This window comes from Brevundimonas sp. LF-1 (genome assembly GCF_037055305.1).
GTDB lineage: Bacteria > Pseudomonadota > Alphaproteobacteria > Caulobacterales > Caulobacteraceae > Brevundimonas > Brevundimonas sanguinis.
The window spans coordinates 2,316,069-2,342,172 of the sequence record NZ_CP146349.1; the positions used below are offsets into that span (position 1 = coordinate 2,316,069).

At 67.5% G+C, this 26,104-nt stretch carries 23 protein-coding genes and 5 pseudogenes; 11 read left to right on the plus strand and 17 right to left on the minus strand.

Annotated features, from left to right (window positions below; genetic code table 11):
* Positions 1 to 120 precede the first annotated feature (120 nt).
* The gene (locus V8F63_RS12830) at positions 121 to 741 is read left to right on the plus strand and encodes a TetR/AcrR family transcriptional regulator (RefSeq protein ID WP_025977091.1); all 621 of its coding nucleotides are present in this window, start codon (positions 121 to 123) and stop codon (positions 739 to 741) included.
* A gap of 98 nt (positions 742 to 839) precedes the next feature.
* On the opposite strand, the gene V8F63_RS12835 is transcribed toward V8F63_RS12830, so the two are convergent.
* Positions 840 to 1,592 (minus strand): hypothetical protein, encoded by a 753-nt coding sequence (locus tag V8F63_RS12835; protein ID WP_392353520.1) that lies wholly within the window; start codon positions 1,590 to 1,592, stop codon positions 840 to 842.
* A 175-nt stretch (positions 1,593 to 1,767) separates the two neighbouring features.
* Here V8F63_RS12835 and V8F63_RS12840 point away from each other — a divergent pair, with 175 nt between their 5' ends.
* Together V8F63_RS12840 and V8F63_RS12845 are read left to right on the plus strand one after the other, a co-directional pair.
* Positions 1,768 to 2,352 carry a TIGR00730 family Rossman fold protein gene (locus V8F63_RS12840; protein ID WP_392355097.1) on the plus strand — a complete coding sequence of 195 codons (585 nt, stop codon included), beginning with the start codon at positions 1,768 to 1,770 and terminating at the stop codon, positions 2,350 to 2,352.
* Between the two features lie 115 nt (positions 2,353 to 2,467).
* Positions 2,468 to 2,761, plus strand: a complete 294-nt coding sequence (locus V8F63_RS12845) for a hypothetical protein (RefSeq protein WP_392353522.1) — start codon at positions 2,468 to 2,470, stop codon at positions 2,759 to 2,761.
* A 78-nt stretch (positions 2,762 to 2,839) separates the two neighbouring features.
* On the opposite strand, the gene gltX is transcribed toward V8F63_RS12845, so the two are convergent.
* The 3 genes from gltX to V8F63_RS12860 form a co-directional block, all read right to left on the minus strand.
* Positions 2,840 to 4,174, minus strand: coding sequence for a glutamate--tRNA ligase (gene gltX, locus V8F63_RS12850; RefSeq protein ID WP_392353524.1), 1,335 nt, complete (start codon positions 4,172 to 4,174; stop codon positions 2,840 to 2,842).
* Positions 4,175 to 4,254: 80 nt separating this feature from the next.
* A complete protein-coding gene (dksA, locus tag V8F63_RS12855; protein WP_082891449.1) occupies positions 4,255 to 4,689 on the minus strand; it encodes an RNA polymerase-binding protein DksA in 435 nt (144 codons plus the stop codon).
* 186 nt (positions 4,690 to 4,875) lie between these two features.
* Positions 4,876 to 5,304 (minus strand): flagellar assembly protein FliX, encoded by a 429-nt coding sequence (locus V8F63_RS12860; RefSeq protein WP_303706190.1) that lies wholly within the window; start codon positions 5,302 to 5,304, stop codon positions 4,876 to 4,878.
* 182 nt (positions 5,305 to 5,486) lie between these two features.
* Here V8F63_RS12860 and V8F63_RS12865 point away from each other — a divergent pair.
* The 4 genes and pseudogenes from V8F63_RS12865 (at position 5,487) to V8F63_RS12880 (ending at position 8,998) form a co-directional block, all read left to right on the plus strand.
* Positions 5,487 to 6,604: pseudogene (locus V8F63_RS12865) on the plus strand (flagellar basal body P-ring protein FlgI).
* Positions 6,604 to 6,912 (plus strand): rod-binding protein, encoded by a 309-nt coding sequence (locus tag V8F63_RS12870; RefSeq protein WP_392353527.1) that lies wholly within the window; start codon positions 6,604 to 6,606, stop codon positions 6,910 to 6,912. The pseudogene V8F63_RS12865 and the gene V8F63_RS12870 overlap by 1 nt, the downstream one beginning before the upstream one ends.
* Entirely contained in the window at positions 6,909 to 7,349 is a 441-nt protein-coding gene (locus V8F63_RS12875) for a flagellar basal-body protein FlbY (RefSeq protein ID WP_392353529.1), read from the plus strand. Before V8F63_RS12870 ends, V8F63_RS12875 begins: the two co-directional genes overlap by 4 nt.
* 47 nt (positions 7,350 to 7,396) lie before the next feature.
* Positions 7,397 to 8,998, plus strand: a complete 1,602-nt coding sequence (locus V8F63_RS12880; protein WP_392353530.1) for an EAL domain-containing protein — start codon at positions 7,397 to 7,399, stop codon at positions 8,996 to 8,998.
* Here V8F63_RS12880 and V8F63_RS12885 read toward each other — a convergent pair.
* Positions 8,971 to 10,572, minus strand: a complete 1,602-nt coding sequence (locus V8F63_RS12885) for an ABC-F family ATP-binding cassette domain-containing protein (protein WP_392353532.1) — start codon at positions 10,570 to 10,572, stop codon at positions 8,971 to 8,973. The genes V8F63_RS12880 and V8F63_RS12885 overlap by 28 nt on opposite strands.
* The gene (locus tag V8F63_RS12890; protein ID WP_167309460.1) at positions 10,538 to 10,675 is read right to left on the minus strand and encodes a hypothetical protein; all 138 of its coding nucleotides are present in this window, start codon (positions 10,673 to 10,675) and stop codon (positions 10,538 to 10,540) included. The genes V8F63_RS12885 and V8F63_RS12890 overlap by 35 nt, the downstream gene beginning before the upstream one ends.
* A gap of 155 nt (positions 10,676 to 10,830) precedes the next feature.
* Between V8F63_RS12890 and V8F63_RS12895 the strand changes: the two genes are divergently transcribed.
* Together V8F63_RS12895 and uvrA are read left to right on the plus strand one after the other, a co-directional pair.
* A complete protein-coding gene (locus V8F63_RS12895; protein WP_025977103.1) occupies positions 10,831 to 11,370 on the plus strand; it encodes a group III truncated hemoglobin in 540 nt (179 codons plus the stop codon).
* A gap of 96 nt (positions 11,371 to 11,466) precedes the next feature.
* A pseudogene (gene uvrA / locus V8F63_RS12900) lies at positions 11,467 to 14,404 on the plus strand (excinuclease ABC subunit UvrA).
* Positions 14,405 to 14,502: 98 nt separating this feature from the next.
* Here the strand turns inward: uvrA and V8F63_RS12905 are convergent.
* Positions 14,503 to 15,393 (minus strand): hypothetical protein, encoded by an 891-nt coding sequence (locus tag V8F63_RS12905; RefSeq protein WP_392353534.1) that lies wholly within the window; start codon positions 15,391 to 15,393, stop codon positions 14,503 to 14,505.
* A gap of 109 nt (positions 15,394 to 15,502) precedes the next feature.
* Between V8F63_RS12905 and trmFO the strand changes: the two genes are divergently transcribed.
* Entirely contained in the window at positions 15,503 to 16,921 is a 1,419-nt protein-coding gene (gene trmFO, locus V8F63_RS12910) for a methylenetetrahydrofolate--tRNA-(uracil(54)-C(5))-methyltransferase (FADH(2)-oxidizing) TrmFO (RefSeq protein ID WP_303706197.1), read from the plus strand.
* Here the strand turns inward: trmFO and V8F63_RS12915 are convergent.
* On the minus strand, positions 16,918 to 18,165 hold the full coding sequence (locus V8F63_RS12915; RefSeq protein WP_392353537.1) for an MFS transporter: 1,248 nt from the start codon (positions 18,163 to 18,165) through the stop codon (positions 16,918 to 16,920). The genes trmFO and V8F63_RS12915 overlap by 4 nt on opposite strands.
* A 22-nt stretch (positions 18,166 to 18,187) precedes the next feature.
* On the opposite strand from V8F63_RS12915, the gene V8F63_RS12920 reads away from it, so the two are divergent.
* The gene (locus tag V8F63_RS12920; protein ID WP_392353539.1) at positions 18,188 to 18,679 is read left to right on the plus strand and encodes a MarR family transcriptional regulator; all 492 of its coding nucleotides are present in this window, start codon (positions 18,188 to 18,190) and stop codon (positions 18,677 to 18,679) included.
* Here the strand turns inward: V8F63_RS12920 and V8F63_RS12925 are convergent.
* The 9 genes and pseudogenes from V8F63_RS12925 to surE form a co-directional block, all read right to left on the minus strand.
* Positions 18,676 to 19,146, minus strand: coding sequence for a rhodanese family protein (locus V8F63_RS12925; protein ID WP_392353541.1), 471 nt, complete (start codon positions 19,144 to 19,146; stop codon positions 18,676 to 18,678). The genes V8F63_RS12920 and V8F63_RS12925 overlap by 4 nt on opposite strands.
* Positions 19,147 to 19,236: 90 nt before the next feature.
* Positions 19,237 to 19,571 (minus strand): annotated as a pseudogene (locus V8F63_RS12930) (metalloregulator ArsR/SmtB family transcription factor).
* 45 nt (positions 19,572 to 19,616) lie between these two features.
* Positions 19,617 to 20,243 (minus strand): squalene/phytoene synthase family protein, encoded by a 627-nt coding sequence (locus V8F63_RS12935; RefSeq protein ID WP_392353542.1) that lies wholly within the window; start codon positions 20,241 to 20,243, stop codon positions 19,617 to 19,619.
* A 105-nt stretch (positions 20,244 to 20,348) separates the two neighbouring features.
* Positions 20,349 to 21,341, minus strand: a complete 993-nt coding sequence (gene secF / locus V8F63_RS12940; RefSeq protein ID WP_392353544.1) for a protein translocase subunit SecF — start codon at positions 21,339 to 21,341, stop codon at positions 20,349 to 20,351.
* Positions 21,341 to 22,936: pseudogene (gene secD, locus V8F63_RS12945) on the minus strand (protein translocase subunit SecD). The gene secF and the pseudogene secD overlap by 1 nt, the downstream one beginning before the upstream one ends.
* A 48-nt stretch (positions 22,937 to 22,984) precedes the next feature.
* Positions 22,985 to 23,299 (minus strand): preprotein translocase subunit YajC, encoded by a 315-nt coding sequence (gene yajC / locus V8F63_RS12950; protein ID WP_025977114.1) that lies wholly within the window; start codon positions 23,297 to 23,299, stop codon positions 22,985 to 22,987.
* Between the two features lie 147 nt (positions 23,300 to 23,446).
* Complete coding sequence (locus V8F63_RS12955; RefSeq protein ID WP_392353546.1) at positions 23,447 to 24,523, minus strand: peptidoglycan DD-metalloendopeptidase family protein; 1,077 nt, start codon at positions 24,521 to 24,523, stop codon at positions 23,447 to 23,449.
* A gap of 115 nt (positions 24,524 to 24,638) precedes the next feature.
* Complete coding sequence (locus V8F63_RS12960) at positions 24,639 to 25,283, minus strand: protein-L-isoaspartate(D-aspartate) O-methyltransferase (RefSeq protein ID WP_003167066.1); 645 nt, start codon at positions 25,281 to 25,283, stop codon at positions 24,639 to 24,641.
* A pseudogene (surE, locus tag V8F63_RS12965) lies at positions 25,280 to 26,067 on the minus strand (5'/3'-nucleotidase SurE). Before surE ends, V8F63_RS12960 begins: the two are co-directional and overlap by 4 nt.
* Between the last annotated feature and the right edge of the window lie 37 nt (positions 26,068 to 26,104).

The window sequence follows — 26,104 nt, forward strand, 5'->3', positions numbered from 1 at the left end:
GTTAGGCCGCGCCGAACGCGCACCGCAACCCGCGCCGAACGACAAAGCCGCCGCCTCTGATCCCTTGCAGTCGAATCGGGCGGGCCGTAAGAAATCGGACTTCGTAAAGGTCGTTCCTTGATGCCGCTCTCCGTCGCAGACAAGCCCCGGCGTCGCCGCCGTTCGCCTGACGAAGCCCGCCGCGAAGCCATCAGCTCGGCGCGCGACCTGCTGCTGACCCAAGGGCCGAGCGCCGTCACCCTGACCTCCGTCGCACGCGAAATCGGCGTCACCCATGCCAATCTGATCCACCATTTCGGCTCTGTGGCCGGGCTTCAGTCCGCCGTGATGGCCTCGATGACTGCTGATCTGAGCGACGCGCTGGACGCTGCGATCGTTCGGCTGAGGACCGATGACGGCGCGCCGCTGGAGGTGGTCAACGCCGTCTTCGCCGCCTTTTCGACCGGCGGCGCCGGGCGGCTCGCCGCCTGGATCGCGATGTCGGGGGACCTGTCTCACCTCGAGCCGGTGCGGGCGGCGGTGCGCAACCTGGTCGCCGCCATCAAGGAGAAGATCGGCGCCAGCGACGGCCAGGCGGACGGCGTCATCGGCTCGGCCGTCCTCTTCATCGCCCTGAGCGCCTTCGGCGACGCCCTGATCGGCGATCCTCTGCGCGATATGCTGGGCCAGGACGCCGACGCCGGACGCCAGGTCGTCGCAGGGCTGCTGGCGCGGATGTTGGCCGATTACTCAGCCCTGTGACCCAAAAGAGAGCCCGACGCCAGGCGCCGGGCTTAAAGTCATTCGGTGATGGTGGGTGTCCTCCCAAAAGAAGACAGTCCGTAGATCAACTGGTTTGGTTAATGCGGCGTTAACGACGTTTCGGAAGCCGCCGTGGAGCCGGCCCTGTCGGGAAACCAGCTGGTCTGGCGCGCGGCGTCGGACAAAGCGCGCGTGACCCGCCATCCCTGTCCGGCGCGTTCCGCCCGTCCCGTCGCAGGGCCCGGCCCGGGATAGGCGTAACGCTCGCCCCCGACCTCGATCTGCACCGCTCGGTCCCCGGCCCGCGAGAGCGGCGCGGTCCACAGGCCGGCTTCGTCGGCCACGGCCACGGCCGTTTCGCCTTCGCTCTTCACTTCCACGCGCTGGCCCGGCGTGGAACGGCCGGACGCCAGCAGGGCGCGGCCATCGCCGTCCACGGCGTCCAGAGCGGGTCCGTCCGTCAGTCGACGGCTGGGACCGCCGTCGATGAGCAAGGCGGCGACGACGGCGCCGTCTCCGGCCAGGAAAAGGCGTTCCGGACCCGGCGTCGGGGTCTGGCCGATCTGGATTTCAGGGGTCAGGACATGGCCGAGCGCTTCCCGGCCGACGCGCAATTCAAAGCGCCCCTGGGAATCGGCGCCTGCCGCCATCGCCTGGCCCAGGGCGTTGCTGAGAATGACGCGCGCGCCCGCCGGTGCCTGGCCGCTGACGACAACGCCGGAGCCCTGTAGGGTGACCTTATCGATATGCGGCGCGGCGGCCCAGTTGTCCTGATCTGCCTGCTTCGGCTCTTCCATTGGCTGACGCGGCCCGCTGCAGCCGACGATGGTCAGGCCGAGACACGTGGCCAACGACAGCTTCAGTCCGCCTCGGCCCCACGCCGCCATCGCCTTCATCCCTTCGTTCTTCGCTCGTTCCATCCTGGCTCGCATCACTATAGGTTGCTGCCTCATCCAGGCCAGCCGGTTCGTGCTGGAGCTTAACCGTAAAGGTCGTCAGACACTCCATGTCCCTGCCCCCGTCAACATCGCCCCCTTCGAGGGTCGCTCTGTCTGTCTGTTCTGCGGCTCGTCCGATGGCACGGACGCCAAATATGTCGAGGCGGCGGCGGCCTTCGGCAAGGCGACGGCCGAGGCGGGATGGCGGTTCGTTTACGGCGGCGGCGGCGTGGGGCTGATGGGCGCCTCGGCCCGCGCGGCCCATGCGGCGGGCGGCCGCGTCGTCGGCATCATGCCCGCCTTCCTGCGCAGCCGCGAGCGCCTGTTCGACGATGTAGAGACGATCGTCGTGACCTCCATGCATGAGCGCAAACAGCTGATGTACGACGAGTCCGACGTCTTCGTCGTCGCGCCCGGCGGCGTCGGCACGCTGGAGGAAGTGGTGGAGCTGCTGTCGTGGAAGCGGCTGGACCTGCACGCCAAGCCGGTCATCTTCCTGAATCTGGACGGCTTTTGGGACGGCTTCTTCACCCTGATCGAGCACACGGTCGAGAAGGGCATGACGCCGCGCAGCTTCCTGGACGCCTATGTCAGCGTCGATTCGGTCGAAGGCGCGATCGAGGCCATGAAATCGGCGCAGGACACGCCCCACTTGCAACATGATCGCCGGTAAGTAAACGTGCGTCAGTAACGCCGGTCCGTCGGGCGAGAAGCTGGATTGACAGTTTTCTTAAACAACGGTCTATGGCGTTGCTGGGCGTGCGCCCTACCCTTATCGGAGACTGTCCATGCGTGCTCTTCTCGCCGCCGCCGTCCTGTTCGCGGCCGCTCCCGCCTTCGCCCAGGCGCCCGTTACCAACGCCACCCTGGCGGACGCCGCCAGCGCGCCTTCGGGCCGCGTCATTGTCGATGGCGCGACCTGGCGTTGTGAAGGCGACGCCTGCACCGCCACGGGCGGCTCCAGCCAGCCGGCGACGCGCGCCTGCCGTCGCGTGGTCGCCAAGCTCGGCCCGGTGACCAGCTTCACCTACAAGGGTCAGAGCCTGAACGAAGAAGAAATCGCCGCCTGCAACGCGGCCTGATCCCGACTTCAGCGCCAGATAAAAAAGGCCGCCTTCACGACGAAGGCGGCCTTTCTTGTATCCGTGAGACGAAGCCCGTCAGGCGGCCTCGCCCTTCAGCCGCTGAACCAGACGGGCTCGGCCGATCAGCGGGATCATGGCGGCCATGTCCGGTCCATGCGCCTGACCGGTCAGCGCCAGACGCAGCGGCATGAACAGCCCCTTGCCCTTGGCCCCGGTCTTGTCCTTCACCGCTGCGGTCCAGGCCGACCAGGCGTCGGCGTCGATGGTGTCCGGCAGCAGCTCCAGGGCGGCGGTGGCGAAGGCCGCATCCTCGATCACCGGCGTGACCGGCCCGGTGACGATCTTCGCCATATCAACGACGTCGCCGAACTTGTTGAGGTTGCCCTTCACCGTGTTCCAGAAGGTCTCGCCCAGATCGACGCCCAGAGCCTCCAGGCGCGGCTTGGCCTCGGCGTAGTCGATGGCGTGCACCGCCTGGGCGTTCAGACGATCCAGATCGGCCGTGTCGTACCGCGCGGGCGAGCGGCCCATCTTGGAGAAGGCGAAGGCGGCGCCCAGGTCTGCCAGCGAGGCGACGACTTCCAGATTGTCCGATGTGCCGATCTTGCCCAGGTGGCTGGTGATGGCGATCGGCTCATAGCCGTCGGCGCGCATGTCCATGATGGCCAGCGATCCCAGACGCTTGGACAGGGCCGTGCCGTCCGCGCCGACCAGCAGCGGCATGTGAGCAAAGCCGGGAACCTTGGCCCCCAACGCCTCGAAGATCTCGATCTGGGCGCCGGTGTTGGTGACGTGGTCCTCGCCCCGGATGATGTGGGTGATCTCCATGTCGATGTCGTCGACGACCGACGGCAGCGTATAGAGGAACAGCCCGTCCTCGCGGATCAGCACCGGGTCGGACATCGAGGCGGTGTCCACCTCAGCGTGGCCGCGCGCCAGGTCTTCCCAGGCGACGCGCTTGCCTTCCAGCTTGAAGCGCCAATGCGGGCGGCGGCCTTCGGCCTCGAAGGCCGCCTTCTCGGCGTCGGTCAGCGACAGGGCGGCGCGGTCGTAGATGGGCGGCTGACCGCGTGACAACTGCACCTTGCGGCGGCGGTCCAGTTCGTCGGCCGTTTCATAGCAGGGATAGAGGCGGCCCTCGGCCTTCAGGCGGGCGGCGGCCTCTTCATAGCGATCGAACCGCTTGGACTGATTGTAGCGCTCGTCCCAGGTCAGGCCGAGCCACTTCAGGTCGATCTCGATGTTGTCTTCCGACTCCTGGGTCGAACGGACCAGGTCGGTGTCGTCGATGCGCAGCACGAAGGAGCCGCCCTGCCCCTTGGCGAACAGCCAGTTCACCAGAGCCGTGCGGACATTGCCGACGTGCAGCTTACCCGTGGGAGACGGAGCGAAACGAACCTTGACGGACATGGGGATCAACGACCTCGATAGGAAGGCGGCTTGGTCGCGCCGCCGTCCGCTCAAGTCAAGCCGAACCGCCCGTAAAGACGTCAGTCGTCGCGGTGGACCCGCTCGCGGCGTTCGTGACGCTCCTGCGCCTCGACCGACAGAGTGGCGGTCGGGCGGGCCTCAAGGCGTCCCAGGCCGATCGGCTCGCCGGTGTCTTCGCAATAGCCGTAGGAGCCGTCCTCGATCCGGCGCAGGGCCTCATCGATCTTGGAGATCAGCTTGCGTTGACGGTCACGGGTCCGAAGTTCCAGCGCACGATCCGATTCCGACGAGGCCCGGTCCACCAGGTCGGGGTGGTTTTCGGTCTCGGCTTTCAGATTGGTGACCGTACCCTTCGATTCACGAAGGATATCGTCCTTCCAGGCCAGGAGCTTGTTCTTGAAATAGGCGACCTGCCGCTCGTTCATGAACGGTTCGTCGTCGGACGGCCGATAAACAGCCGCGTCCCCAGACACTACAGAGGCCAATGCGGTCATCGCACTCACACTCATTTCCCTATCGCGCCCCCTGCGGCGCATGGGCCGTATAGGCAAGGGCAAGAGTCGCGGCAATGGCGTTCGCGTTTCCGTGATATGGCTAAGCTGCATTCACCCTGAGGTAGTGTGACGAATTATCCTCACAAAGCCGATCTTGGACGATAAAAGACTGAAGTTTCGTCGCCTTTAGGCGCGAATGCGGCTCATTTCCGCTTTGGCCAATTCCACCGAGGCGCGCAGGTCGATCTGGTCCAGCACGGCGGTCAGACCCGGCTCGACCGCTTCGTCACGCTGTTCCCGAATGTCGCGGGCCAGACGGCTCAGAGCCGCCCCGCCGTCCTGGCCGCCCAGCAGGGCCAGCTTCAGTTCGTCCAGACGGTCCAGCAGGCCGGAGCCGCGACGGATGGCGCGGCGCCGACGCTCGGTCGGATCCTCGACGCCCTGCAGCGCCATCAGGGCTGCGGCGCCCGCCACGCCCGAGGCGGAGGATGTCGCGCCGGCCTGCGCTGAGGCGGCCGCGCCGCCCGTGGCCGGCAGGGCGAAACCGCCGGCGGCGCGAGCCGCAGGTCGTGTGGTCGGCGTTGAAGCGGCGCCCAAGGGTCCGGTGACCTTCATGCAAGACGTCTCCTTCTACGCCGCCACCTTGACGGCAGGGGCTGAACTCTTGGTTAACGGCTAGGCAAATCCTGCCCGCAGGCGCCGGGACGAGGGACTACATTCATTGTAATTGCTCGACTTTCCAAGCGGCACGATCCTCGCATGGTTAATGGCGAACGCTCACGCAGGGACGTCCTCGCATGCAGAAGTTGCTTACCGCCCTTATCGCCCCGGCCATTGCGGCCGTCGCCTTCACCGTCGCGCCCGGCGCGGCGGAGGCCCAGTCGCGCATCAAGGACATCGTCTCGATCGAGGGTGTCCGCTCCAACCAGCTGGTCGGCTATGGACTGGTGGTCGGGCTGAACGGCACCGGCGACAGCGTCCGCAACTCGCCCTTCACCCGCCAGTCGCTGGAAGGGATGATGGAACGCCAGGGCGTCAATATCCGGGGCGCCAATCTGAACACCAAGAACGTGGCGGCGGTCATGGTGACGGCCGAGCTGCCGCCCTTCGCCACGCCGGGCTCGCGACTGGACGTCAGCGTCTCGGCGATGGGCGACGCCAAGAGCCTGTTGGGCGGGACATTGCTGGTCACGGCCCTGCAAGGCGCCGATGGCGAGGTCTACGCCGTGTCGCAGGGGGCGGTGCAGACGGGCGCGGTTTCGGCCTCGGGATCGTCCGGGTCGTCGATCACGCGCGGCGTGCCCACAGCGGGCCGCATCGCCTCGGGCGGGGTGGTCGAGCGCGAGACCGGCTTTGACCTGGCGTCCATGCCCTCGGTGCGGCTGACCCTGCGCAACCCGGACTTTACCACGGCCCAGCGGATCGCCGCCGCCATCAATGAGACCTACCCCCAGACCGCCTTCGCCGAGAACGGCACGGTCGTCGCCATTCGCGCGCCTCAGAACTTCGGCATGGCGGGCTTCCTGAGCCGGGTCGAGAATCTGCCGGTCCAGATCGATTCCCGGCCAGGGTCATCATCGACGAGGTCAACGGCGTCATCGTCATGGGCGAGGCCGTGCGGATCTCCACCGTCGCCGTGGCGCAGGGCAATCTGACCGTGTCGGTGCAGGAAACGCCGATGGTCAGCCAGCCCGAGCCGTTCAGCCGCGGCGGCCAGACTGTCGTGGTGCCGCAGTCGGATGTCAGCATCAGCGAAGACGCAGGTCGCGAAATGCGGCTGGTGGGCGGCTCCACCTCTCTGTCGACGCTGGTCAATGGCCTGAATGCGCTGGGCGTCAGCCCGCGCGACATGATCAGCATCCTGCAGGCCATCAAGGCCGCCGGGGCCCTCCAGGCCGAAATCGAGGTGATCTGATGAGCCCCCTCGCCGCCTCTCCCGACCTGTTGCGCGATCCCGCCTCGGCCCTGCCCGGCCAGCCGAAGAACCTGGAAGGCCTGCGCCGCACGGCAGAGGCCTTTGAGGCCAACTTCCTGTCGCAGATGATGAAGCCCATGTTCGAGGGCCTGAGCACCGAGGCGCCGTTCGGCGGCGGCGCAGGCGAAGCCGCCTGGCGCGGCTTTCTGGTGGACGCGATGGCGCAGCAGACGGTGAAAGCCGGCGGCGTCGGCTTGGCCGACAGCGTTCTGGCGCAGATGATCAAGATGCAGGAGCAAGGCGCATGACCGCCGATGTCGAGACCGCCGCCCTACGCGTGCAGCACCTGACGCGCCTGACCCGCGACCTGACCGACCGGCTGTCGCTGGAAATGGACGCCTTGCGCGCCCACCGCGCCCAGGACCTGAGCGAGGGCATGGCCCAAACGCAGGAGATGGCGAACCTCTATCGGCGCGAGTCGGCCCAGGTGAAGGCCAATCCGGCCGCCATCGCCGCCGCGCCAGAGGCTGACCGCCGCGCGCTGATCGAGGCCACGGAAGCCTTTGAATCCATCCTGGCCGAGCACGCCGTGACCGTGGAGGCGGCCCGTCAGATTTCTGAGGGACTGGTGCGCACCATCGCCGCCGAGGTGGCGGGCGCCCGCGCGCAGGGGGTCGGCTACGGCGCCTCCGGTCAGGCGATGCAGGGAGACGGCCGGGCGGTGGCGCTGAATCGCACGGCCTGAGGCGCGGCGTCGCCTTTCTTTAACGGCCTCCATTCTATGAATTCGGCATGACCCTGACCCCTCGCCTGCTCGGACTGGCTTTCGCCGCCGCCGACGCCCTGATCGAAGTCGATCAACATGGGGTGGTTCGCTTTGCGCTCGGCTCGGGCGCTGTGGCGGGACAGCAGACGGCCGCCTGGGTCGGCCAACCCTTCAGCGAGCGTTTGTCGATCAACAGCGCCGCGGCGCTGCAGACCCTGCTGGACGGCCTGAGCCCGGGTCGGCGCGGCCCCGCGACCGAGGTCCTGGTGGACTGCGGCGACGGCCGGATGCGTCGCGCGACCCTGCGCGCCTTCGCCCTGCCCGACATCGCCCCGGCCCGGTCGTGCGCCCTGTCCTATGAAGGCGAGCCTTTCCTCGTCGATGGGGGGCCGCTTGAGATCGGCGCCCCGCCGCCGGATGCTGAGGGGTTTCTGAGCCATGCCCGCGCGACCCTGGCCGGCGGAGATGCGGACGCCCTGCAGCGTCTGGCTTTGGCTTTTATCGATCTGAGCGGCCTGGAGGGCGTAGACGCGCCGACCCTGCAGCGGATCCACAGCCGTATCGGCGCAACGCTCAGCGCCGCGTCGCACGACGGGGCCAGCGCGGGCCGACTGACGACGGATCGCTACGCCTTGATCCGTCAGGCGGACGATCAACGCGACCTGGCCAATGAGATGCGGATGGCCGGTGAGGCGGAAGGCGTGGCCCTGAGCGCCGTCGCCAGCCAGGCCGGTTTGGGCCGGGACTCCGCCTCGGCGCTGCGCGCCATGCGGTTCGCCATCGAAGGCTGCTTGAAGGAAGGCGGGCTGGACCAGCCGGAGCTGTCCTTCGCCGATTCCCTGCAACGCACGCTGGCGGACGCGGACCGTTTCCGCAGCATCGTGCGCGACCGGGAGTTCGCCCTCTACTATCAGCCGATCGTCGACCTGAAGACGCGAGCCGTGCACCATTTCGAGGCTCTGGCGCGCTTCGGCAAGGGATCGGGGCCCGCCGCCGCCATCCGCATGGCCGAGGAACTGGCCCTGATCGACGGCTTCGATCTGGTGGTTGCGGAAAAAGCCGTTCGACGGCTGCGCGAACCGGGCGGGGGTCTGTTGAAGATCGCCGTGAATGTATCGGGCGCCTCGCTGGCCAACGACGCCTATGTCGCCGCCCTGATGAAGATGACCGCCTCAGCGCCCGAGGATCGGCGGCGTCTGATGGTCGAGGTGACGGAGACCGCCGCACTGGCCGATCTGGCCGCCGCGGACCGACGGCTCGGAGCCCTGCGCAACGCCGGGATCAAGGTTTGCATAGACGATTTCGGGGCGGGTTCGGCCTCCTTCGACTATCTGCGGGGCCTGTCGGTCGATGCGGTGAAGATCGACGGAGGTCTGGTGCGCGATATCGACATCGACGCCCGCACCCGCACGATGGTCGCCCATCTGGTCGAGCTTTGCGGCTCGCTGGAACTGGAGACCATCGCCGAGATGATCGAGACGGATGAGGTCGCCGACGCCCTGCGCGATCTGGGCGTCACCCACGGCCAGGGGTGGCTGTTCGGGCGGGCCGAGGCCGAACCGCGCACCGTGCTGAACACCCCGGCGATCCGCGGACGCCGTCAGGGCGTGGTCGAAGGCTGGAGCTGACCTGACTTCAGCACGATGGTCCGATCGACGCGGAGGTTCTGAATGAAATCAACGTCGTGGCTGACCACCACCAGAGCGCCGTCATAGCCTGACAGCGCCGCCTCCACCGCCTCGACGGCGTCGATGTCCAGATGGTTGGTCGGCTCGTCCAGCACCAGCAGCTGCGGCGGCTGGGCGCCCGTCATGACGCAGGCCAGTGCCGCGCGCAGCCGCTCTCCGCCTGACAGTTCGCCGACGCGCCGATCCGCCTGCAAATTGCGAAACAGAAAACGCGCCAGCGCCGCCCGCGCCGCATTGGGCGTCCCTTGCGGGTTCAGCCGCAGCCAGCCCTCGACCAGGGTTTCGTCAGCCTTCAGCATGTTCGCCTGCTGATCCAGCAGGGCGGCGCGAACCGGCCGTTCCACGCTGCCCGACGAGGGCTCGATCAATCCCGCGATCAGCTTTAACAGCGTCGTCTTGCCGGCGCCGTTGGGGCCGACGACGGCGACGCGCTCAGGCCCGGTCAGACGCAGGCAGAGCGGTCCCAGCAGGCGACGGTCGTCCTCGACGGTCACGACCGCGTCATTCAGGTTCAGCACCACGCGGCCCGCCGGCAGGCCTGTGGAGGGCATGGACAGCGCCAGTTGTCGCACCCGCTCGACCCGTTCGCGCGCCTGAGCCAGGTCAGCCTCGACCGCCTGACGCTTGCGTTCGGCCAGCCGCTGGCCGCGCGCGCCGGATTCCTCGGCGCGTTGGGCCTGAGCGTCGAGCAGGATCTTGGGATCGGAGTTGTTGGCGCGCGCCGCCTTGCCTGCGCGATCGCGCCGGGCCTGCCGTTCCTGCGCCATCTGGGTTTCGCGCTGCACCCGGCCGATGGCGCGCTCGGCCTGTTCCAGGTCGCGTTCAGCGGCGGCCCGTTCGGCGTCGCGGCGCTCGATAAAGAGATCCCAGCCGCCGCCATGCACCCGCGCGCCCAGACTGGAAAGCTCCACGATGCGATCCACGCGCCGCAACAGGGCGCGGTCGTGACTGACCAGCACCACCCCGCCCGGCCAGTCGCCCACGACATCGGCGATCATGGCGCGGGCCTCGGCGTCCAGATGATTGGTGGGCTCGTCCAGAACCAGCAGATCCCGCGCGGCCAGCTTCAGCCCCGCCAAGCGCAGGCGCGTCTGCTCCCCGCCGCTCAGGTCGGCGGTGCGCCGATCCAGCGGCAGGACAGCCAGACCGACCTCGGCCAGAGCGGTCTGCATCCGCTCTTCCAGCGTCCAGTCCGCCTCGGCCATGTCGTCCAGCGAACCGTCGCCCGCCAGAACGCGTTGCAGAATCGCCAGACACCCGGCGACGCCCAGCGTATCGGCGATGGTTTCGTCGTCGGCCGGCGTCTGGGCCTGCGCCAGCCAGCCGACGCTTCCGACGCGCGTGACCGAACCCTCGGCGGGCTCAGACAGACCGGCGACAAGGCGAAGCAGCGTGGTCTTGCCCACGCCGTTGCGCCCCACGACGGCCGTGCGTTCGCGCCCGAAGGCGAGCGTCAGATTGTCGAAGAGGCCTCGGCCGTCAGGCGTGCGGGCCGCGACGCCGTTGAGCGTCACGAGTGCGGACGCGGACCGGTTTGGGCTTGGGTTGAGCGAGGACATAGGCGAGCGCGAGCAGCGGCATGGAAAGGGCGAAACCGATTTCCAGAGTGCTGATCATGATCGTCGTGCCTCCTCACTGATGCGTTGGCTGAGTGAAGGATGGGGACGGACGTTTCGTAACGCAACCCCAAAACTGCGGCTCCGCTTTCACTCCGCGACGTGAAGGACCGCCTTGGACAATCCGCGTCATGGCCTTTGCAAGCGTCGCTTCCTATGTTGGCGGACATGGACACGCCCGAGCGCACCCTCGCCTTCCGCATCGACCGTCCCGCGCCGGACCGGGCCGAGGCCGCCGCCCGCCGCGAAGCCGCCGTGGCCCGCATCCGCGCCGAGACCGGCATCGACGAGGCCATGATCGACGCCCTGGTCGAAGGCTTCTACGCCAAGGTGCGTGAGGATGACTTCATAGGTCCGATCTTCGCCGAGCGCATCGACGACTGGGGTCCGCACCTGGCGCAGATGAAGCTGTTCTGGTCGTCCGTGGCCCTGTCGACCGGCGTCTATCAGGGGCGGCCCATGCCGAAGCACCTGCCCCTGCCGATCGACGCCCGCCACTTCGATCACTGGCTGAAGCTGTTCGAGGCGACTGCGCATGAGCTGTGCCCGCCCGTCGCCGCCGAACACTTCGTCGTCCGCGCCCGCCGCATCGCCGAAAGCCTGGAACTGGGCGTCGCCAACGCCAACGGCGTGATGGTCGGTCCCGGCGAACGCTATCGACGACCGGAAACGCCGTGGGCGCCGGAAGTCGGCTAAAAGTTCTTATATTGTTCTTGCTGTATCGGACGAATTGATCCCCATATAGCGTCGTCGCCCCGGACCGTTTCGGGGTCTTCCGCGTTCCCGGATTCCATGACCGAAAAGCATAACTTCATTCGCGTTCGCGGCGCCCGCGAGCACAATCTCAAAGGCGTCGATCTCGACATTCCGCGCGAGCAGCTGGTGGTCATGACCGGCCTGTCGGGGTCGGGCAAATCCTCGCTGGCGTTCGACACCATCTACGCCGAGGGGCAACGGCGCTATGTCGAGAGCCTGTCGGCCTATGCGCGCCAGTTCCTGGAGCTGATGGGCAAGCCGGACGTGGACCTGATCGAGGGCCTGTCCCCGGCCATCTCCATCGAGCAGAAGACCACGTCCAAGAACCCGCGCTCGACCGTCGGCACCGTCACCGAAATCCACGACTACATGCGTCTGCTCTGGGCGCGCGTGGGCGTGCCCTATTCGCCGGCCACGGGCCTGCCGATCGAGAGCCAGACCGTCAGCCAGATGGTGGACAAGCTGACCGCCCTGCCCGACGGCGAGCGCATCCTGCTGCTGGCCCCGGTCGTGCGCGGCCGCAAGGGCGAGTACAAGAAGGAGATGGCCGAGTGGCAGCGTCAGGGCTTCCAGCGGCTGAAGATCGACGGCGAGTTCTACGCCATCGAGGACGCCCCCGCGCTCGACAAGAAGTTCAAGCATGACATCGACATCGTCGTCGATCGCATTGTAACCAAAGAAGGTCTTGAGCCGCGCTATGCCGACAGCATCCAGACCGCTCTGGCTCTGGCCGACGGCATCGCCACCGCCGAATGGGCCAAGGCCCGAGGGCGAAGAGCCGCGCCGGATCGTCTTTTCCGAGAAGTTCGCCTGCCCTGTTTCGGGCTTCACCATCAGCGAGATCGAGCCGCGGCTGTTCTCGTTCAACAATCCGTTCGGCGCCTGTCCGGCGTGCGACGGTCTGGGCGTCAAGCTGGCCTTCGACGCCGATCTGGTAATCCCCGACCGCGACAAGACCCTGCACAAGGGAGCGGTGGCGCCGTGGGCGCGCGGTCCCTCGCCGCTCTATACGCAGACGCTGCAGTCGCTGGCCCTGCACTACGGCTTCTCGATGGACAAGGCGTGGCGCGACCTGCCGGAGAAGGCGCAGGCCGTCATCCTGCGCGGCTCGGGCGGCGACAAGATCAAGTTCGTCTATGACGACAACGCCCGCAAATACGAGGTCTCCAAGCCGTTCGAGGGGGTGCTGCCGAACCTTGAGCGCCGCTGGCGCGAGACCGACAGCGCTTGGGTGCGTGAGGAACTGGGCCGCTATCAGTCCGAAACCCCGTGCGAGGTCTGCGGCGGCAAGCGCCTGAAGCCGGAGGCCCTGGCGGTCAAGGTCGGCGGCGAGGACATCGCCGACATCTCCAACCTGTCGATCTCCAAGGCCTTCCTGTGGTTCTCGACCCTGGAAGAGGCGCTGAGTGAAAAGCAGGTCGAGATCGCCCGGCGCATCCTGAAGGAGATCACCGACCGGCTGCGCTTCCTGAACAACGTCGGGCTCGATTATCTGAACCTGTCGCGCAGTTCCGGCACCCTGTCGGGCGGTGAGAGCCAGCGCATCCGTCTGGCCTCGCAGATCGGTTCGGGCCTGACCGGCGTCCTCTATGTGCTGGACGAGCCGTCCATCGGCCTGCACCAGCGCGACAACACCCGCCTGCTGGACAGCCTGAAGGGGCTGCGCGACCTCGGCAACTCCGTCTTGGTGGTCGAGCATGACGAAGAGGCGATCCTGACGGCCGACTACGTCATCGACATGGGCCCGGCCGCCGGCGTCCACGGCGGCACGGTCTGCGCCGAGGGCACGCCTGCGGAAGTCATGGCCAATCCAAACTCCCTGACCGGCCAATACCTGACCGGGGCGCGCGAGATCGAACTGCCGCCCGAAGGCCGCCGCCCCATCGACCGCAAGCGGATGCTGAAGGTCTCCGGCGCCACAGGCAACAACCTGAAGAACGTCACGGGCGAGATCCCGGTCGGCGTCTTCACCTGCGTCACCGGCGTGTCGGGCGGCGGCAAGTCGACCTTCACTATCGAGACCCTGTACAAGGCCGCGGCGCGGCGTCTGAACAATGCGTCCGACGCCCCCGCCCCCTTCGACCGGATCGAGGGGCTGGAGCATTTCGACAAGGTCATCGACATCGACCAGTCGCCGATCGGCCGCACGCCGCGCTCGAACCCGGCCACCTATACCGGCGCCTTCGGGCCTATCCGCGACTGGTATGCGGGCCTGCCGGAATCCAAGGCGCGCGGCTATGGCCCCGGCCGCTTCAGCTTCAACGTCAAGGGCGGCCGCTGCGAGGCCTGTCAGGGCGACGGCGTCATCAAGATCGAGATGCACTTCCTACCCGACGTCTATGTCACCTGCGACGTCTGCAAAGGCAAACGCTACAACCGCGAGACGCTGGAAATCGTCTTCAAGGGCAAGAGCATATCCGACGTTCTGGACATGACGGTTGAAGAGGCGGCGCGCTTCTTCACCGCCGTGCCGTCGATCCGCGACAAGATGCTGACGCTGGAGCGCGTGGGCCTGGGCTACGTCAAGGTCGGCCAGCCCGCCACCACCCTGTCCGGCGGCGAGGCCCAACGGGTCAAGCTGTCGAAGGAGCTGTCGAAACGGGCCACCGGCAAGACGCTCTACATCCTCGACGAGCCGACGACCGGCCTGCACTTCGAGGATACGCGCAAGCTGCTGGAGGTGCTGCAGGAGTTGGTCGAGAACGGCAACACCATCGTCGTGATCGAGCACAACCTGGATGTCATCAAGGTCGCTGACCACCTGCTGGACTTCGGCCCCGAGGGCGGCGACGGCGGGGGCGAGATCGTCGCCGTCGGCACGCCGGAACAGGTCGCCGAGAACCCCGCCAGCTGGACCGGCCGCTATCTGAAGGAGGTGCTGGACCGGCACGAGGAGCGCCGCAAGGGCCGCGTCGCCGCCCTGACCGCCGAGACTGCGCCCGCCAGACGCGCCAAGGCCCGCAAGAGCGCCTGAACGGCTGGCGATCCGCTCGCCAAGTTGCGGGCCCCTACAGACAGAAACGCCGCGCCCTGGTCGGAGCGCGGCGTTTTTCGTTCAGCGATGCCGCCAGATCAGACGCGCGCCTGCCCCTTCAGGCCGAGATAGGCCGACGAGAACGGAGCGTAGATGATCGCCGCCTGCGCCGCCGACAGAAGGGCGTTGACCACGCCCCAGATCAGCAGGGCCGGCCAGAAGCGCGTCAGAAGCGCCACGACATTGGTCGTCTCGGCGCCGATCAGGCTGTTCAGGCCGCCGAAAATCAGGTTAAGCGGCGCGATGACGATGGAGCCCAGCAGGCCGACCAGAATGGACATGACGCCCGCCAGGATCGCCATGCCCAGCAGCGGCCAGAAACGCCCCTTGGTCATGGCCCAGCTTGCCTTGAGGGCGATCTTTTCCTCGGCGAACGTCATCGGGACGACCAGGCTGAGGCGCACGGCCAGCCAGATGGCGACCGCCACAAGCGCCAGACCGGCCAGCACAGCCGGGAGGACCAGCCAGGACGCGCCTGTACCGGCGGCGAGACCCGCGAAAAGACCGACGATCAAGGCGCCGCCCATCGTCACGACGAACATCAGAACGGCGACCAACAGGGTCGCGCCCAGAACGCGCAGTTCGTCTCGGCCGAGACGCAGATAGCCGAAACGCTTGTCCTGCGGCCGGATGACCGAGCGCGCGACCGCGGTAGCGAGCACGGCGCCGAACAACAGCGACAGCGGCAGGGCCAGCCCCATCATGGCGCCGTAGGCCTGACCCAGCATGGTCAGGTCGCTCATCGACGGCGACGGATTCTGCTCGACCCGTTCGGCCAGGCTGATGATGTTGACGAGGTTCCCACCCGCCACAGCGAAGAAGACCAGGAAGAAGGCGACATAGGCGCCCGCCCAGGCCAGGATGGCGAGCGGCGCCCGCCGCGCTAGGCGGAAGCCTTCGAAGGCGGACTCTGTGGCGTTGAAACTCATGCTGGCTCCTCGATTCCTGATCAGCTTAACGCAGCCGCAGCCCATGCGACAGCGCCGACCACGACAGGCGCCGCATGACAGGACTGCGTCGCCCGGCTAGAAGGCCGCCATGTCGAACGCGTCCTCTACTCCCCGCCCCGTCCCCGCGCCTGTGCACGTCATCGGCGGCGGCCTCGCCGGATCCGAAGCAGCCTGGCAGATCGCCCAGGCGGGCGTGCCCGTCATCCTGCACGAAATGCGCCGGGACGAACCGGAACAGGTGCGCACCGACGCCCACCACACGACGGGCCTGGCCGAGTTGGTCTGCTCCAACTCGTTCCGGTCGGACGACTGGGAGTTCAACGCCGTCGGCCTGCTGCACGCCGAGATGCGGGCGCTGGACAGCCTGATCATGGCCTGCGGCGACGCCAATCAGGTGCCGGCGGGCGGCGCCCTGGCGGTCGATCGCGTCGCCTTCTCGGACGCGGTGACGGCAAAGCTGGAAGCGCACCCGCTGGTGACCATCGTGCGCGAGGAGATCGCAGGCATTCCTCCCGAAGAGTGGGATAATGTGATCGTCGCCACCGGGCCGCTGACCTCGCCCGCCCTGGCCGAGGCGATCCTGAAGGCGACGGGCGAGGAGAGCCTCAGCTTCTTCGACGCCATCGCCCCGATCATCCACACCGACAGCATCAACTTCGACGTGGCCTGGCGTCAGTCGCGCTACGACAAGGAAGGGCCCAGCGGCGACAAGGCGGCCTACGTCAACTGTCCGATGGACAAGGCTCAGTACGAGGCCTTCATCGACGCCCTGCTGGACGGCCCCAAGGCCGACTTCAAGGAATGGGAGAACGTGCCCTATTTCGACGGCTGCCTGCCGATCGAGGTCATGGCCGAGCGCGGGCGCGAGACCCTGCGTCACGGCCCGATGAAGCCGGTCGGCCTGACCAACCAGCACAACCCGACGGTCAAGCCCTACGCCATCGTCCAGCTGCGCCAGGACAATGCGCTGGGCACCCTGTTCAACATGGTCGGCTTCCAGACCAAGCTGAAGTACGGGGCGCAGACCGACGTCTTCCGCATGATCCCCGGTCTGGAGAACGCCCAGTTCGCGCGTCTGGGCGGCCTGCACCGCAACACCTTCCTGAACAGCCCGAAACTGCTGGACAAGCAGATGCGGCTGAAAGCCCTGCCGCGCCTGCGCTTCGCCGGGCAGGTGACGGGGGTCGAGGGCTATGTCGAGAGCGCGTCAATGGGCCTGCTGACGGGCCGGTTAGCCGCCGCTCAGGCGCTGGGGCGCGATCTGGCCCCGCCGCCGCCGGAAACGGCCATGGGCGCCCTGGTCGAGCACATCACCGGCGGGCACCTGGAAGGCTCGAAATTCCAGCCGATGAACATCAACTACGGCCTGCTGCCGCCGCTGGAGGCGCCCAAGGTCGATGAGGAAGGCAAGCGCATCCATCCCAAGGAACGCGGCCGCGCCAAGAAGCGCCTGCAGAGCATTCGCGCCATCGAGGCGCTGAAGGCCTGGCGCGACGCGGCGGCCTAACGCAGCTTGGCGCCGCCGGGGCGGAAGGTCAGGGTCATCGCGGCCATGACCAGAAGGCCCAGCCCCATCAGCATCCACGCCTGACTGAGGTCCGACAGGCGGTCGCGCAGCAGCCCGGCCGCCAGCGGCGACAGGCTGGCGATGATGTAGCCGCCGCCCTGAACGAAGGCGAGAAGGTCTCCGGAGCGCACAGGGTCGTCGATCTGGTCCATCGCCAGGATCAGGGTCAGGGGAAAGACGGCGCCGATCCCCAGGCCCAGCAGCAGCATGACCGGGACCGCCAGACTGACCGGCGTGAGCACCAGTCCGGCCAGACCGATCAGGGCCAGGGCCACGGCCAGCAGCATCGGCCCGCGCCGGTCGGGAAAGCGCGCGATGAACAGCGACACCAGCACGCCCGCCAGCACCTCGGCGCTGGTCATGCCGCTGAGCAGGAAGCCCGCCGTCGCCCTCGCCTGCCCCATGTCGACATAGTAGGGCGGCAACCAGGCCAGCACGAGCGTATAGGCCGAGGTGCCCAGCCCCAGAATGGGAACCAGCGCCCAGGCGCGGGGCTGTTTCCAGAACGGAACCTCGGGATCGGTCCCTTCGGCCACGGCCAGGCGGTTCGGTTCTTCGGCGGCCGGGGTGCGCGAGGCGATGAGCCAGACGACGGCCGCGGCAAGGGCCGGAACCGACCATAGCGCCAGCGCGACGGCCCAACCGAACGCCTCGGCGAAGCCCGCCGCCGTCGCCGCCGCCACGGCGGCGCCGCCCATGATGCCGGTCGTATAGACGGCCATCACCGTACCGAACTGCGTCGGAAAGGCGCGCTTGATGACGACGGGCGCCAGGGCCTGAATGAGGGCCACGCCGACGCCGACCACCACGGCGCTGAGGATCAGTCCGCCCGCGCTGCTGAACGGCCAGCGAGCCAGACAGGCCAGGGCGATGAGAACGGCGCCGAGCAGTATGCCCATCCGCTCGCCCAGACGGCGCCGCAAGGGGCGAATCGACAGGGCTCCGACGCCGATCATCGCCACCGGCAGGGTGGTCAGCAGGCTGGCCGTGGTCGAATCCATGCCAGTCGTCGCCTCGATCAGGTCGAGCAGCGGCCCGACCGCCGCCATCGCCGGGCGCAGGTTCAGCGCCAGGGCGAAGATGGCCGCGATCAACAACAGGCCCGCGCCGCGCGACGGCGGCGAGGCGTTCGACTGATCCATCCGAGATGACTCCGGCAGCAGAAGGCGATAGTATCTCGACATCGAATATCTTGATGTCAAGACAATGACCGATCGCGCCGCCCGCGCCGCCGCCCAGTGGGCCGTTGCGCGCCCCGACCTGGACCTGTTGGCGATGGAGACGCTGGGCCGTCTGCATGAGGCGTCCATCCTGGTCGCGCGCGAGCGGCAGGCCCCGTTGTATGCGCGGTATGGGCTGCAGCATGGCGAGTTCGATGTGCTGGCGACGCTGCGTCGTGCGCCTTCGCCCGACGGTCTCACGCCGACCGCCCTCTATGAGGCGACGATGATGTCGTCCGGCGGCATGACGGCGCGGCTGGACCGGTTGCAGAAATCCGGCCTGATCGAGCGCACGCCCCACCCCGGCGACCGCCGCGCCTCACTGGTCCGGCTGACGCCCAAGGGGTTCGATCTGATCGAGGCCATGATGCCGCTGCATATGGCGGAAAGTCAGGCCATCCTGGCCGAACTGTCGCGCGAAGAGCAGGCCGCGCTGGGCGACCTGCTCGCGCGCTTGATAGCAACGGTCGAGACTTAGGCCCGCTTCATCCGACGGTTCCACGGCATGACCGCCAGCAGCCGCGCCATGCCGCAGAATCCGGTCGCGCCCGCCACGAACAGACCCGCCCCGACAAAGGCGCTGATCCCCCAGAAGGCGGGATGGACCATGACGCCCAGCGCCCCGCCCAGCAGGATCAGTGCGCCCGCCGCCATCTGCACCTGACGCATCAGCTCCAGCGGCTGCTTGCGGTCGGCCACGACCGGCAGGCCCGCCTTCTTCCAGGCGTCCAGACCGCCCGCCAGAACGTGCGACGGGCCGTCGATGCGGGCGGCCAGACGATCGCAGTTGCCGGCCGTGCGGTTGCCGCTGCGGCACATGAAGATCACGTCCTTGCCGGGCTTGAGGCTGAGATCGGCGCTCTCAAAAGCGGACAGGGGCGCAGTTACGGCGCCGGCGATGTGTTCGCGCGCATGTTCGTCAGGCTCGCGCACGTCGATCAGCACGGCCGCGCCCGCCTTCAGGCGAGCGGCGACATCGGCGGGGAAAGGGACACCAGCGGGTTCATCGTAAAATCCTTCAGGAAGCGGCGGCGCTCAATGCACCTCAGGCGGGCAGAAGATCTCGGCCAGGACGGCGATCACCTTCAGGGCGGCGGGGTCGGCGATGCGATAAAAGACGGCGGTGCCGCTCTTGCGCGCGCTGACCAGGCCGTCGTCGCGCAGGCGCGCCAGATGCTGGGACAGGGCCGATTGCGACAGGCCGACCTGCAGGTCGGCGACCTGACGTTCTCCTCGCCGATCTGGCACAGGATCATCAGGCGGTGCTCATTGGACAGCGCCTTCAGCAGCCGCGAGGCGTCGCCCGCGTTGGCCTGAAAACGCTCCAGTCCCATAAGTTCGAGATCAATCATGGCTCTGATATATGCCATGATTCTAAATTAGCAATGTCTAATATGAAACGCGGTAGGCGCCGCTCAGATCCGGCCGCGCAGCACCGCCCAGAACAGACGCAGCCGCTTGAACGGCTCCGGCGCGTCCGGTTTGATCAGAGCGGCGAAGGCCACGGCCGGAAAAGCGGTCGCAGGCAGGGTTCGCAGGGCCTTGTTGGCGTCACGGCGGGAAGCGCGCGCCTGATCGACCTGTCCTGTCTGGGCCAGTGCGCGCACGCGAGCGGCGGCGGCGGCCGCACCCTCATGACCCTGCCCTGCGAGGATCTGGACCGCCGCCTGCATCGGCCCGACGTAGAAGGCGTCCAGATCGTGCTGCTCGCCATGCACCCGGCCGATGTGGGCCTCGATCAGGGCGTCGAACGGCGCGCGCTCCAGACCATGACGCGTGACCGCCGCCGTCAGCGCCTCCAGCACGGGGTGCCCCAGACGCGGCGTGTCGGAGAAGACGCCGTCCATCTGTTCCGACCACCAGGCGTAACGCATCTCGGCCAACAGCGGCTGGGTCACGCGCGTGGGAATGGCCATCAGTTCCGCCTCGAAGGCGTAAAGCGCGATCAGATCGGCGCGCGCCTTTTCATCGGCCACGAAGCGGCTGGCCAGCCAGCGGTCGAGGTCGGCGGCGCGAACCTGGGCGTCAAGATCAACAGTCATGGCGACGGCCCTTCGGCCATTGAGGCGGCGGCATCAAGCCCGGAATGCACACGGCCCGCCTTCCCTGCGGAAGACGGGCCGTGATCAGTAGGCCGTTAGAGCTGTTTACGGCCGGCTGGCCATGCCCAGCTTGACCGGAGTGGCGTCAGCCTTGCCGCCCCCGCTGCGGTCCACGCCCCACAGCAGGATGATCGGCGCGCCCACGTAGATGGACGAGAAGGTGCCGATGATCACGCCGAAGGCCAGGGTGATGGAGAAGCCGCGCAGGGCCTCCCCGCCGAAAACGGCCAGGACGATCAGAACGATCACGGTCGTCACGCCAGTGATGATGGTCCGCGACAGGGTCTCGTTGATCGACAGGTCGATGACCTCGCGCAGCGGCATGACCTTATACTTGCGCAGGTTCTCGCGCAGGCGGTCGAAGACGACGACAGTGTCGTTCATCGAATAGCCGATGACCGTCAGCAGGGCCGCGACCAGGTTCAGACTGAACTCCATGCGCAGGGCCACGATCAGGCCGAAGGTCAGGGCCACGTCGTGCAGCAGCCCAGCCACGGCGCCGATGCCGAACTGCCACGGGAAGCGGAAGGCGATGTAGAGGAACATCAGCACCACGGCCACGACCAGGGCAAGGACGCCATTGGTCAGCAGTTCGCCCGACACCTTGGAGCCCACGACGCTGACGCCGGAATAGCCGACCTGGCCGACGGCGTCGCTGATGGCGGTTTCCACCTTCTCGACGACGGCGGTCTGGTCCTGGTCCGACGGCACCTGGAAGCGCACGATGGCGGTCGAGCCGTCGTCCAGATTGGTGTCGCGCCGGGCGATGCCCTGCACCTGGACGTCGCCCAGATCCAGTCCGCTGACCGCGCCGCGCAGCTTGTCCAGCTCCAGAGCCTGACCGGCAGGCTTGGCGACTTCCATCGAGGCGCCGCCCCGGAAGTCGATGCCCAGGTTCAGGCCCGGATAGAAGCAGCCGATGACAGCCGCCACCGTCAGGATCGCCGACAGGATGGCGAAACCCTTGGCGTATTTGACGAACTGAAAGTTCGTCTTGTGCGGCAGCAGTTTGATAAGAGGCCAACCGTTCATCGTCATTACTCCGCGATCGGCAGTTTCTTCGGCTTGGCGACCTTGAGCCAGTAGCCGAGCAGGACTTGGGCCGTCAGCACCGAAGAGAAGACGGAGGTGAAGACGCCGATGGTCAGGGTCCAGGCGAAGCCGCGAACCGGGCCTGCGCCGAACATGAACATGATGATGGCCGCCACAAGGGTGGTCAGGTTGGCGTCGATGATGGTGCCCATGGCGCGGCCGAAGCCGGCATCCATCGAGGCTACGACGGAACGTCCCTGACGCGCTTCGTCACGCATCCGCTCATAGATCAGCACGTTGGCGTCTACGGCGACGGCGAAGGTCAGGATCAGACCGGCGATCCCCGGCAGGGTCAGCGTCGCCTGGGTCAACGACATGGCCGCCACGATCAGGATGCCGTTCAGGATCAGGCCGATGACCGAGATCCCCCGAACAGGAAGCCGTAGGCCAGGATCATGAAGACCACGATGACCATAAAGCCGAGCGCGGTCGACAGGGCGCCTGCGGCCACGGCGTCGGCGCCCAGTTCGGCGGTGACGACGCGGCGTTCCTCGACGTTCAGCGGGGCCGGAAGGGCGCCGCCGTTCAGCAGGTTCACCAGCTCCGAAGCCGAGGCGATCGTATAACTGCCTGTGATCTGTCCGCTGCCGCCGGTGATGGCCGACTGGATGGTCGGGGCCGAGATCACCTTGCCGTCCAGGATGATGGCGAAGGGCTTGCCCAGGTTCTGGCTGGTCGCATCGGCAAAGCGACGGGCTCCTGGCCGTCGAACTGGAAATCGATGGCGGTACGCTGGTTCTGATCAGTTCCGATACCGGCGCGGGTCAGATTTTCACCCGACACCAGGATGCGCTTCTTGACCAGATAAGGCGTGCCCTGATCATCGGTCAGAAGTTCGGCGTCCGGCGGCACGCGCCCGGCCAGGGCGTCGTTCAGCCCCGTCGGCGAGGTGTCCACCATCTGGAAGGTCAGCTGGGCCGTGCGGCCGACCAGACGCTCAAGTTCGGCCGGATCGCTCTGGCCCGGCGCCTGGACGACGATGCGGTCGGCGCCCTGACGGGTGATGGCGATTTCCTTGGTGCCCGAGCTGTCCAGGCGGCGACGCACGACCTCGATGGACTGATCGACCGCCGTGGCGCCCATGCTGTTCAGAGCGGCCTCGGTGAAGGCGTAACGAATACGGCCTCCGCCCAGCTTGGTCGCCACGCGGTCGGGCTGACCGGTCGCGCCCATGCCCTGTTGAGCCATGGTCCGCAGGGTGTTGAAGGCCGTGTCATAGGCGGCGCCCTCGGCGACGGTGACGACGACCCCGCCCGGTTCGCGCTGCATGCCGACGATGTTGACCTGGTCTTCGCGCAGGGAGACGCGAACGTCTTCCATCAGGTTGGAGACGCGCTTTTCGCGCATCTCGGGCACGTCGACCTCAAGCAGGAGGTAGGAGCCCCCTGCAGGTCCAGGCCCAGGTTCAGGCCGTTGCTCGGCAGCCAGCTCGGCAGAGCCTCGCGCTGCGCGGGCGAAAGCACGCTCGGGTAGGCCAGGAACAACCCGAGGACGAGCGATAGCGCGACCAGGGTGATCTTCCAGCGTGAAAGCTGAATCATGTCTCGGTTCTCTTCAGGGCCGGCGCGCGCCGCGCCGAGGCGAGGCTATCAGCCCTTGTCGTTGGCGGCGATGGCGGTGCGGTTGCGCACCTCGGCGATCATCGCCTTGACCACGCGGACGTTCACGCCCTGCGAGATTTCGACCATGGCCTCGGCGTCCTCGACGCGCGTGACCTTGCCGACCATGCCGTTGGACAGGACGACCTCGTCGCCGCGCTTCACGCCGGCGATCAGGGCCTGATGCGCCTTCATCCGCTTCTGCTGCGGGCGGATCATCAGGAAATAGAACAGGATGAAGATCGCGACGATCGGCGCGATCTGAACGACAAGAGCCATCAGGCCGCCGTCTTGGGCTGCAGTCATTAGGAAACTCCCCGACGCGGGCCGCGCCTTCATTGGGGGCCCTTCGAAATCAAGGCGCGGAAACTAGGGTGCGCCGGGCCGTTTTGCAACGCGACCTGATGACAAGAACGTCCGGACGCAGCCGCCCGGACGCCTCATTTCACATCATCAGCGCGGCAGGACCGTCAGCGGGTCCAGCGCGACCGGATCGTCGCCGCGCATCTGGCGCACTTCATAATGGATCGAGGGACGGCCGTCTCCGGCGGTCAGGCCGACTGTGCCGATGGCCTGGCCGGCCCGCACCTGAGCCCCGTCGCGCACGGTGGCCGAGCCCAGATGGCCGTAGACCGTGCGCCAGCCGTCGCGGTGAACGATCAGGACCGTCAGCCCCTGCCCCACGATATCGTCGCCGACATAGGCCACGGTTCCGTCGGCCGAAGCCTTGACCTCGGTTCCCGCCGAGGCCCCGATGTTGATCCCGTTGTTGCGCTCGCCCATGCCGACCGGGCCGAAGCGACGCAGGATGTCGCCGCGCACCGGCCACTGCAGGGCTAGCGGCTGGCCGATGGCGGTTGCAGGAGCCGTCGGCGCCGTGGCCGCAGGCGCGCGCGTCGGCGGCGGCGGCAGGGGCGCATTGCCGCTGGGCGGCGGAGGCGGCGGCGGGGCCATGCCGTTGTTCGGCGTGCGGACGCCGACTGGCGACGGGCCGGTGGCGTAGGGGTCGGAGCCCCCATCCACGGCGCTGTCGGGCAGGATGATGCGCTGTCCAGCCGAAATGGCGCCGCGCGGCCCCAGTCCGTTCAGGTCGATCAGAATCTGCACCGGCGTACGGAAGCGTCGGCCGACCCCAGAAATCGTATCGCCCGGCTGGATGACATAGGTGGCGCCCGGCATAGCGGGGTTGCCGGCCGCCGAGGGCGACGTCACCGTGACCGGCGCGCCGGTCGACGGATAGGCGGGACCGCCCGGAGGCGGCAGGCCGCCGCCCTCAATGCTGCCCGCCGGAGCGCGCGGGCCTTCTTCGATCGGCGGTTGTACGGGCTGCTGCGGTTGCGCCGGCTGGCCCTGATAATAGGGATTGTTCGGATAGGCGCCCGGCTGCTGGCCTTGCGGCTGCGGATAGCCGCCCGCCCCCATCGGCCGGGTCGAATAGCGCGGCTCGCTCGGATAGGTCGAACAGGCCGTGACCGCCAGCGCCCCGCCGACGACCGCCGCCGCCCTGATCCAGCCTGTGAAGCCGCTCATGCGTCTCTCCGTATTAACCATGCTTGTCGGTTTGCCCCGACCCGTCGGAGAATCCAACCCGCTAACCCGCGCAAAAGTGGGGCGGAAAGGTTAATGGAGGGGTGAGATTTCGCTCTCAGCCCTCTTTCGCCGTCCCTTCGACCAGGGGCACGAAGCGGACTTCGCACAGGCTTTCGCGCTGGAAGCTGCCGTCCGGCTGGCCGGTGTAGCGGTTCAGCATCTGCACCGAGGTGCGGCCGACCGGGGCGACCAGCACGCCGCCCGGCTTGAGCTGTTTCAGCAGTTCCGTCGGCTCGTGCGGCGAGGCCGCCGTCACCATGATGCGGTCGAACGGCGCCTGTTCCGGCCAGCCCTGCCCGCCGTCGCCGTGGCGCGTGAAGACGTTGTCTATGCCGAGGATTTTCAGTCGGTTCTCGGCCTCAGTTAAGAGGCTCTTGTAACGCTCGACCGAGTAGACGAAGCGCGCCATCCGGCTGAGCACAGCGCACTGATAGCCGCTGCCGGTCCCGATCTCGAGCACCCGGTGGCGCGGCTGGACATCCAGCGCCTGGGTCATCAGGCCGACGATATAAGGCTGGCTGATCGTCTGGGCGCAGTCGATCGGCAGGGCCTGATCCTCCCACGCCTGATCGAGGAATTTCTCATGGACGAAGACGGCGCGGTCGATGGATTCCATCGCCTTCAGAACCCGCGCGTCCGTCACCCCCTGACGCCGCAGCGACAGGATCAAGCGGCCCGCGCGGTCGTCCCTGAGACTCATTTCTCGTGCGGCCCCTTGGGCGGGCCGCCCAGCACCTTCTTCAGGTCGTTGACCGACTGCATGTGCGTCAGGTCGATGTGCAGCGGCGTGACCGATATGCGGCCTTCATCCATGGCGCGCAGGTCGGTGCCGTCGGCGTGTTCCTGCGGCGCGCCGCGGAAAGCCATCCAGTAGTAGTCGCGGCCGCGCAGGTCGGTGCGGCGGATGGCGTGCATCTCGCCGATGTCGCGGAAGCCCTGACGCGTCACCTCGACCGACTTGACCAGTTCGGGCGGCAGGCGCGGGAAGTTGACGTTCATGACCACGCCCTCCCCCACTTCTGCTCCAGCAGGCGGGCGACGATGCCGGGACCGAAGGCTTCGGCGGTTTCCCAATGCGCCACCACGTCGTCGTGGAAACGTTCCAGCGACTGCGACAGGGCGATGGAGCGGATGCCGAAAGCCATGCCCTGCAGAGCCCCGGCCACCGTGCCGGAATAGCTGACGTCTTCGCCCACGTTGTGGCCGCGATTGACGCCGGACAGCACCAGGTCGGGCTTGTCAGGCATGATGTCGTTGACGGCCAGGATGACGCAGTCCGTCGGGGTGCCGGTCACGGCGAACCGCTTGTCGCCCAGCTTGTTGACGCGCAGCGGTTCGGTCAGGGTGATGCCCCGCCCCTTGGCCGACTGCTCTGTCTGGGGCGCGACGACCCAGACGTCGTCCGACAGGGTGCGGGCGATCTTCTCGAGGCAGGCCAGGCCCTCGGCATCGATGCCGTCGTCGTTGGTAAGGAGAATTCTCATGCGTCGTACTCGTATGCCTTCTCCCCTTGGGGGAGAA

Bases quoted from the DNA above. Each gene is read 5' to 3' on its own strand.
- V8F63_RS12860 (WP_303706190.1), bottom strand. From the start codon at position 5,304: ATGAAGGTCACCGGACCCTTGGGCGCCGCTTCAACGCCGACCACACGA.
- yajC (WP_025977114.1), bottom strand. From the start codon at position 23,299: ATGACTGCAGCCCAAGACGGCGGCCTGATGGCTCTTGTCGTTCAGATC.
- V8F63_RS12870 (WP_392353527.1), top strand. From the start codon at position 6,604: ATGAGCCCCCTCGCCGCCTCTCCCGACCTGTTGCGCGATCCCGCCTCG.
- V8F63_RS12915 (WP_392353537.1), bottom strand. From the start codon at position 18,165: ATGTCGAGATACTATCGCCTTCTGCTGCCGGAGTCATCTCGGATGGAT.
- V8F63_RS12960 (WP_003167066.1), bottom strand. From the start codon at position 25,283: ATGAGTCTCAGGGACGACCGCGCGGGCCGCTTGATCCTGTCGCTGCGG.
- secF (WP_392353544.1), bottom strand. From the start codon at position 21,341: ATGACGATGAACGGTTGGCCTCTTATCAAACTGCTGCCGCACAAGACG.
- V8F63_RS12830 (WP_025977091.1), top strand. From the start codon at position 121: ATGCCGCTCTCCGTCGCAGACAAGCCCCGGCGTCGCCGCCGTTCGCCT.
- V8F63_RS12920 (WP_392353539.1), top strand. From the start codon at position 18,188: ATGACCGATCGCGCCGCCCGCGCCGCCGCCCAGTGGGCCGTTGCGCGC.
- V8F63_RS12905 (WP_392353534.1), bottom strand. From the start codon at position 15,393: ATGAGTTTCAACGCCACAGAGTCCGCCTTCGAAGGCTTCCGCCTAGCG.
- V8F63_RS12890 (WP_167309460.1), bottom strand. From the start codon at position 10,675: ATGATCAGCACTCTGGAAATCGGTTTCGCCCTTTCCATGCCGCTGCTC.
- V8F63_RS12845 (WP_392353522.1), top strand. From the start codon at position 2,468: ATGCGTGCTCTTCTCGCCGCCGCCGTCCTGTTCGCGGCCGCTCCCGCC.
- trmFO (WP_303706197.1), top strand. From the start codon at position 15,503: ATGTCGAACGCGTCCTCTACTCCCCGCCCCGTCCCCGCGCCTGTGCAC.
- V8F63_RS12875 (WP_392353529.1), top strand. From the start codon at position 6,909: ATGACCGCCGATGTCGAGACCGCCGCCCTACGCGTGCAGCACCTGACG.
- V8F63_RS12895 (WP_025977103.1), top strand. From the start codon at position 10,831: ATGTTGGCGGACATGGACACGCCCGAGCGCACCCTCGCCTTCCGCATC.
- gltX (WP_392353524.1), bottom strand. From the start codon at position 4,174: ATGTCCGTCAAGGTTCGTTTCGCTCCGTCTCCCACGGGTAAGCTGCAC.
- V8F63_RS12880 (WP_392353530.1), top strand. From the start codon at position 7,397: ATGACCCTGACCCCTCGCCTGCTCGGACTGGCTTTCGCCGCCGCCGAC.
- dksA (WP_082891449.1), bottom strand. From the start codon at position 4,689: ATGACCGCATTGGCCTCTGTAGTGTCTGGGGACGCGGCTGTTTATCGG.
- V8F63_RS12935 (WP_392353542.1), bottom strand. From the start codon at position 20,243: ATGACTGTTGATCTTGACGCCCAGGTTCGCGCCGCCGACCTCGACCGC.
- V8F63_RS12955 (WP_392353546.1), bottom strand. From the start codon at position 24,523: ATGAGCGGCTTCACAGGCTGGATCAGGGCGGCGGCGGTCGTCGGCGGG.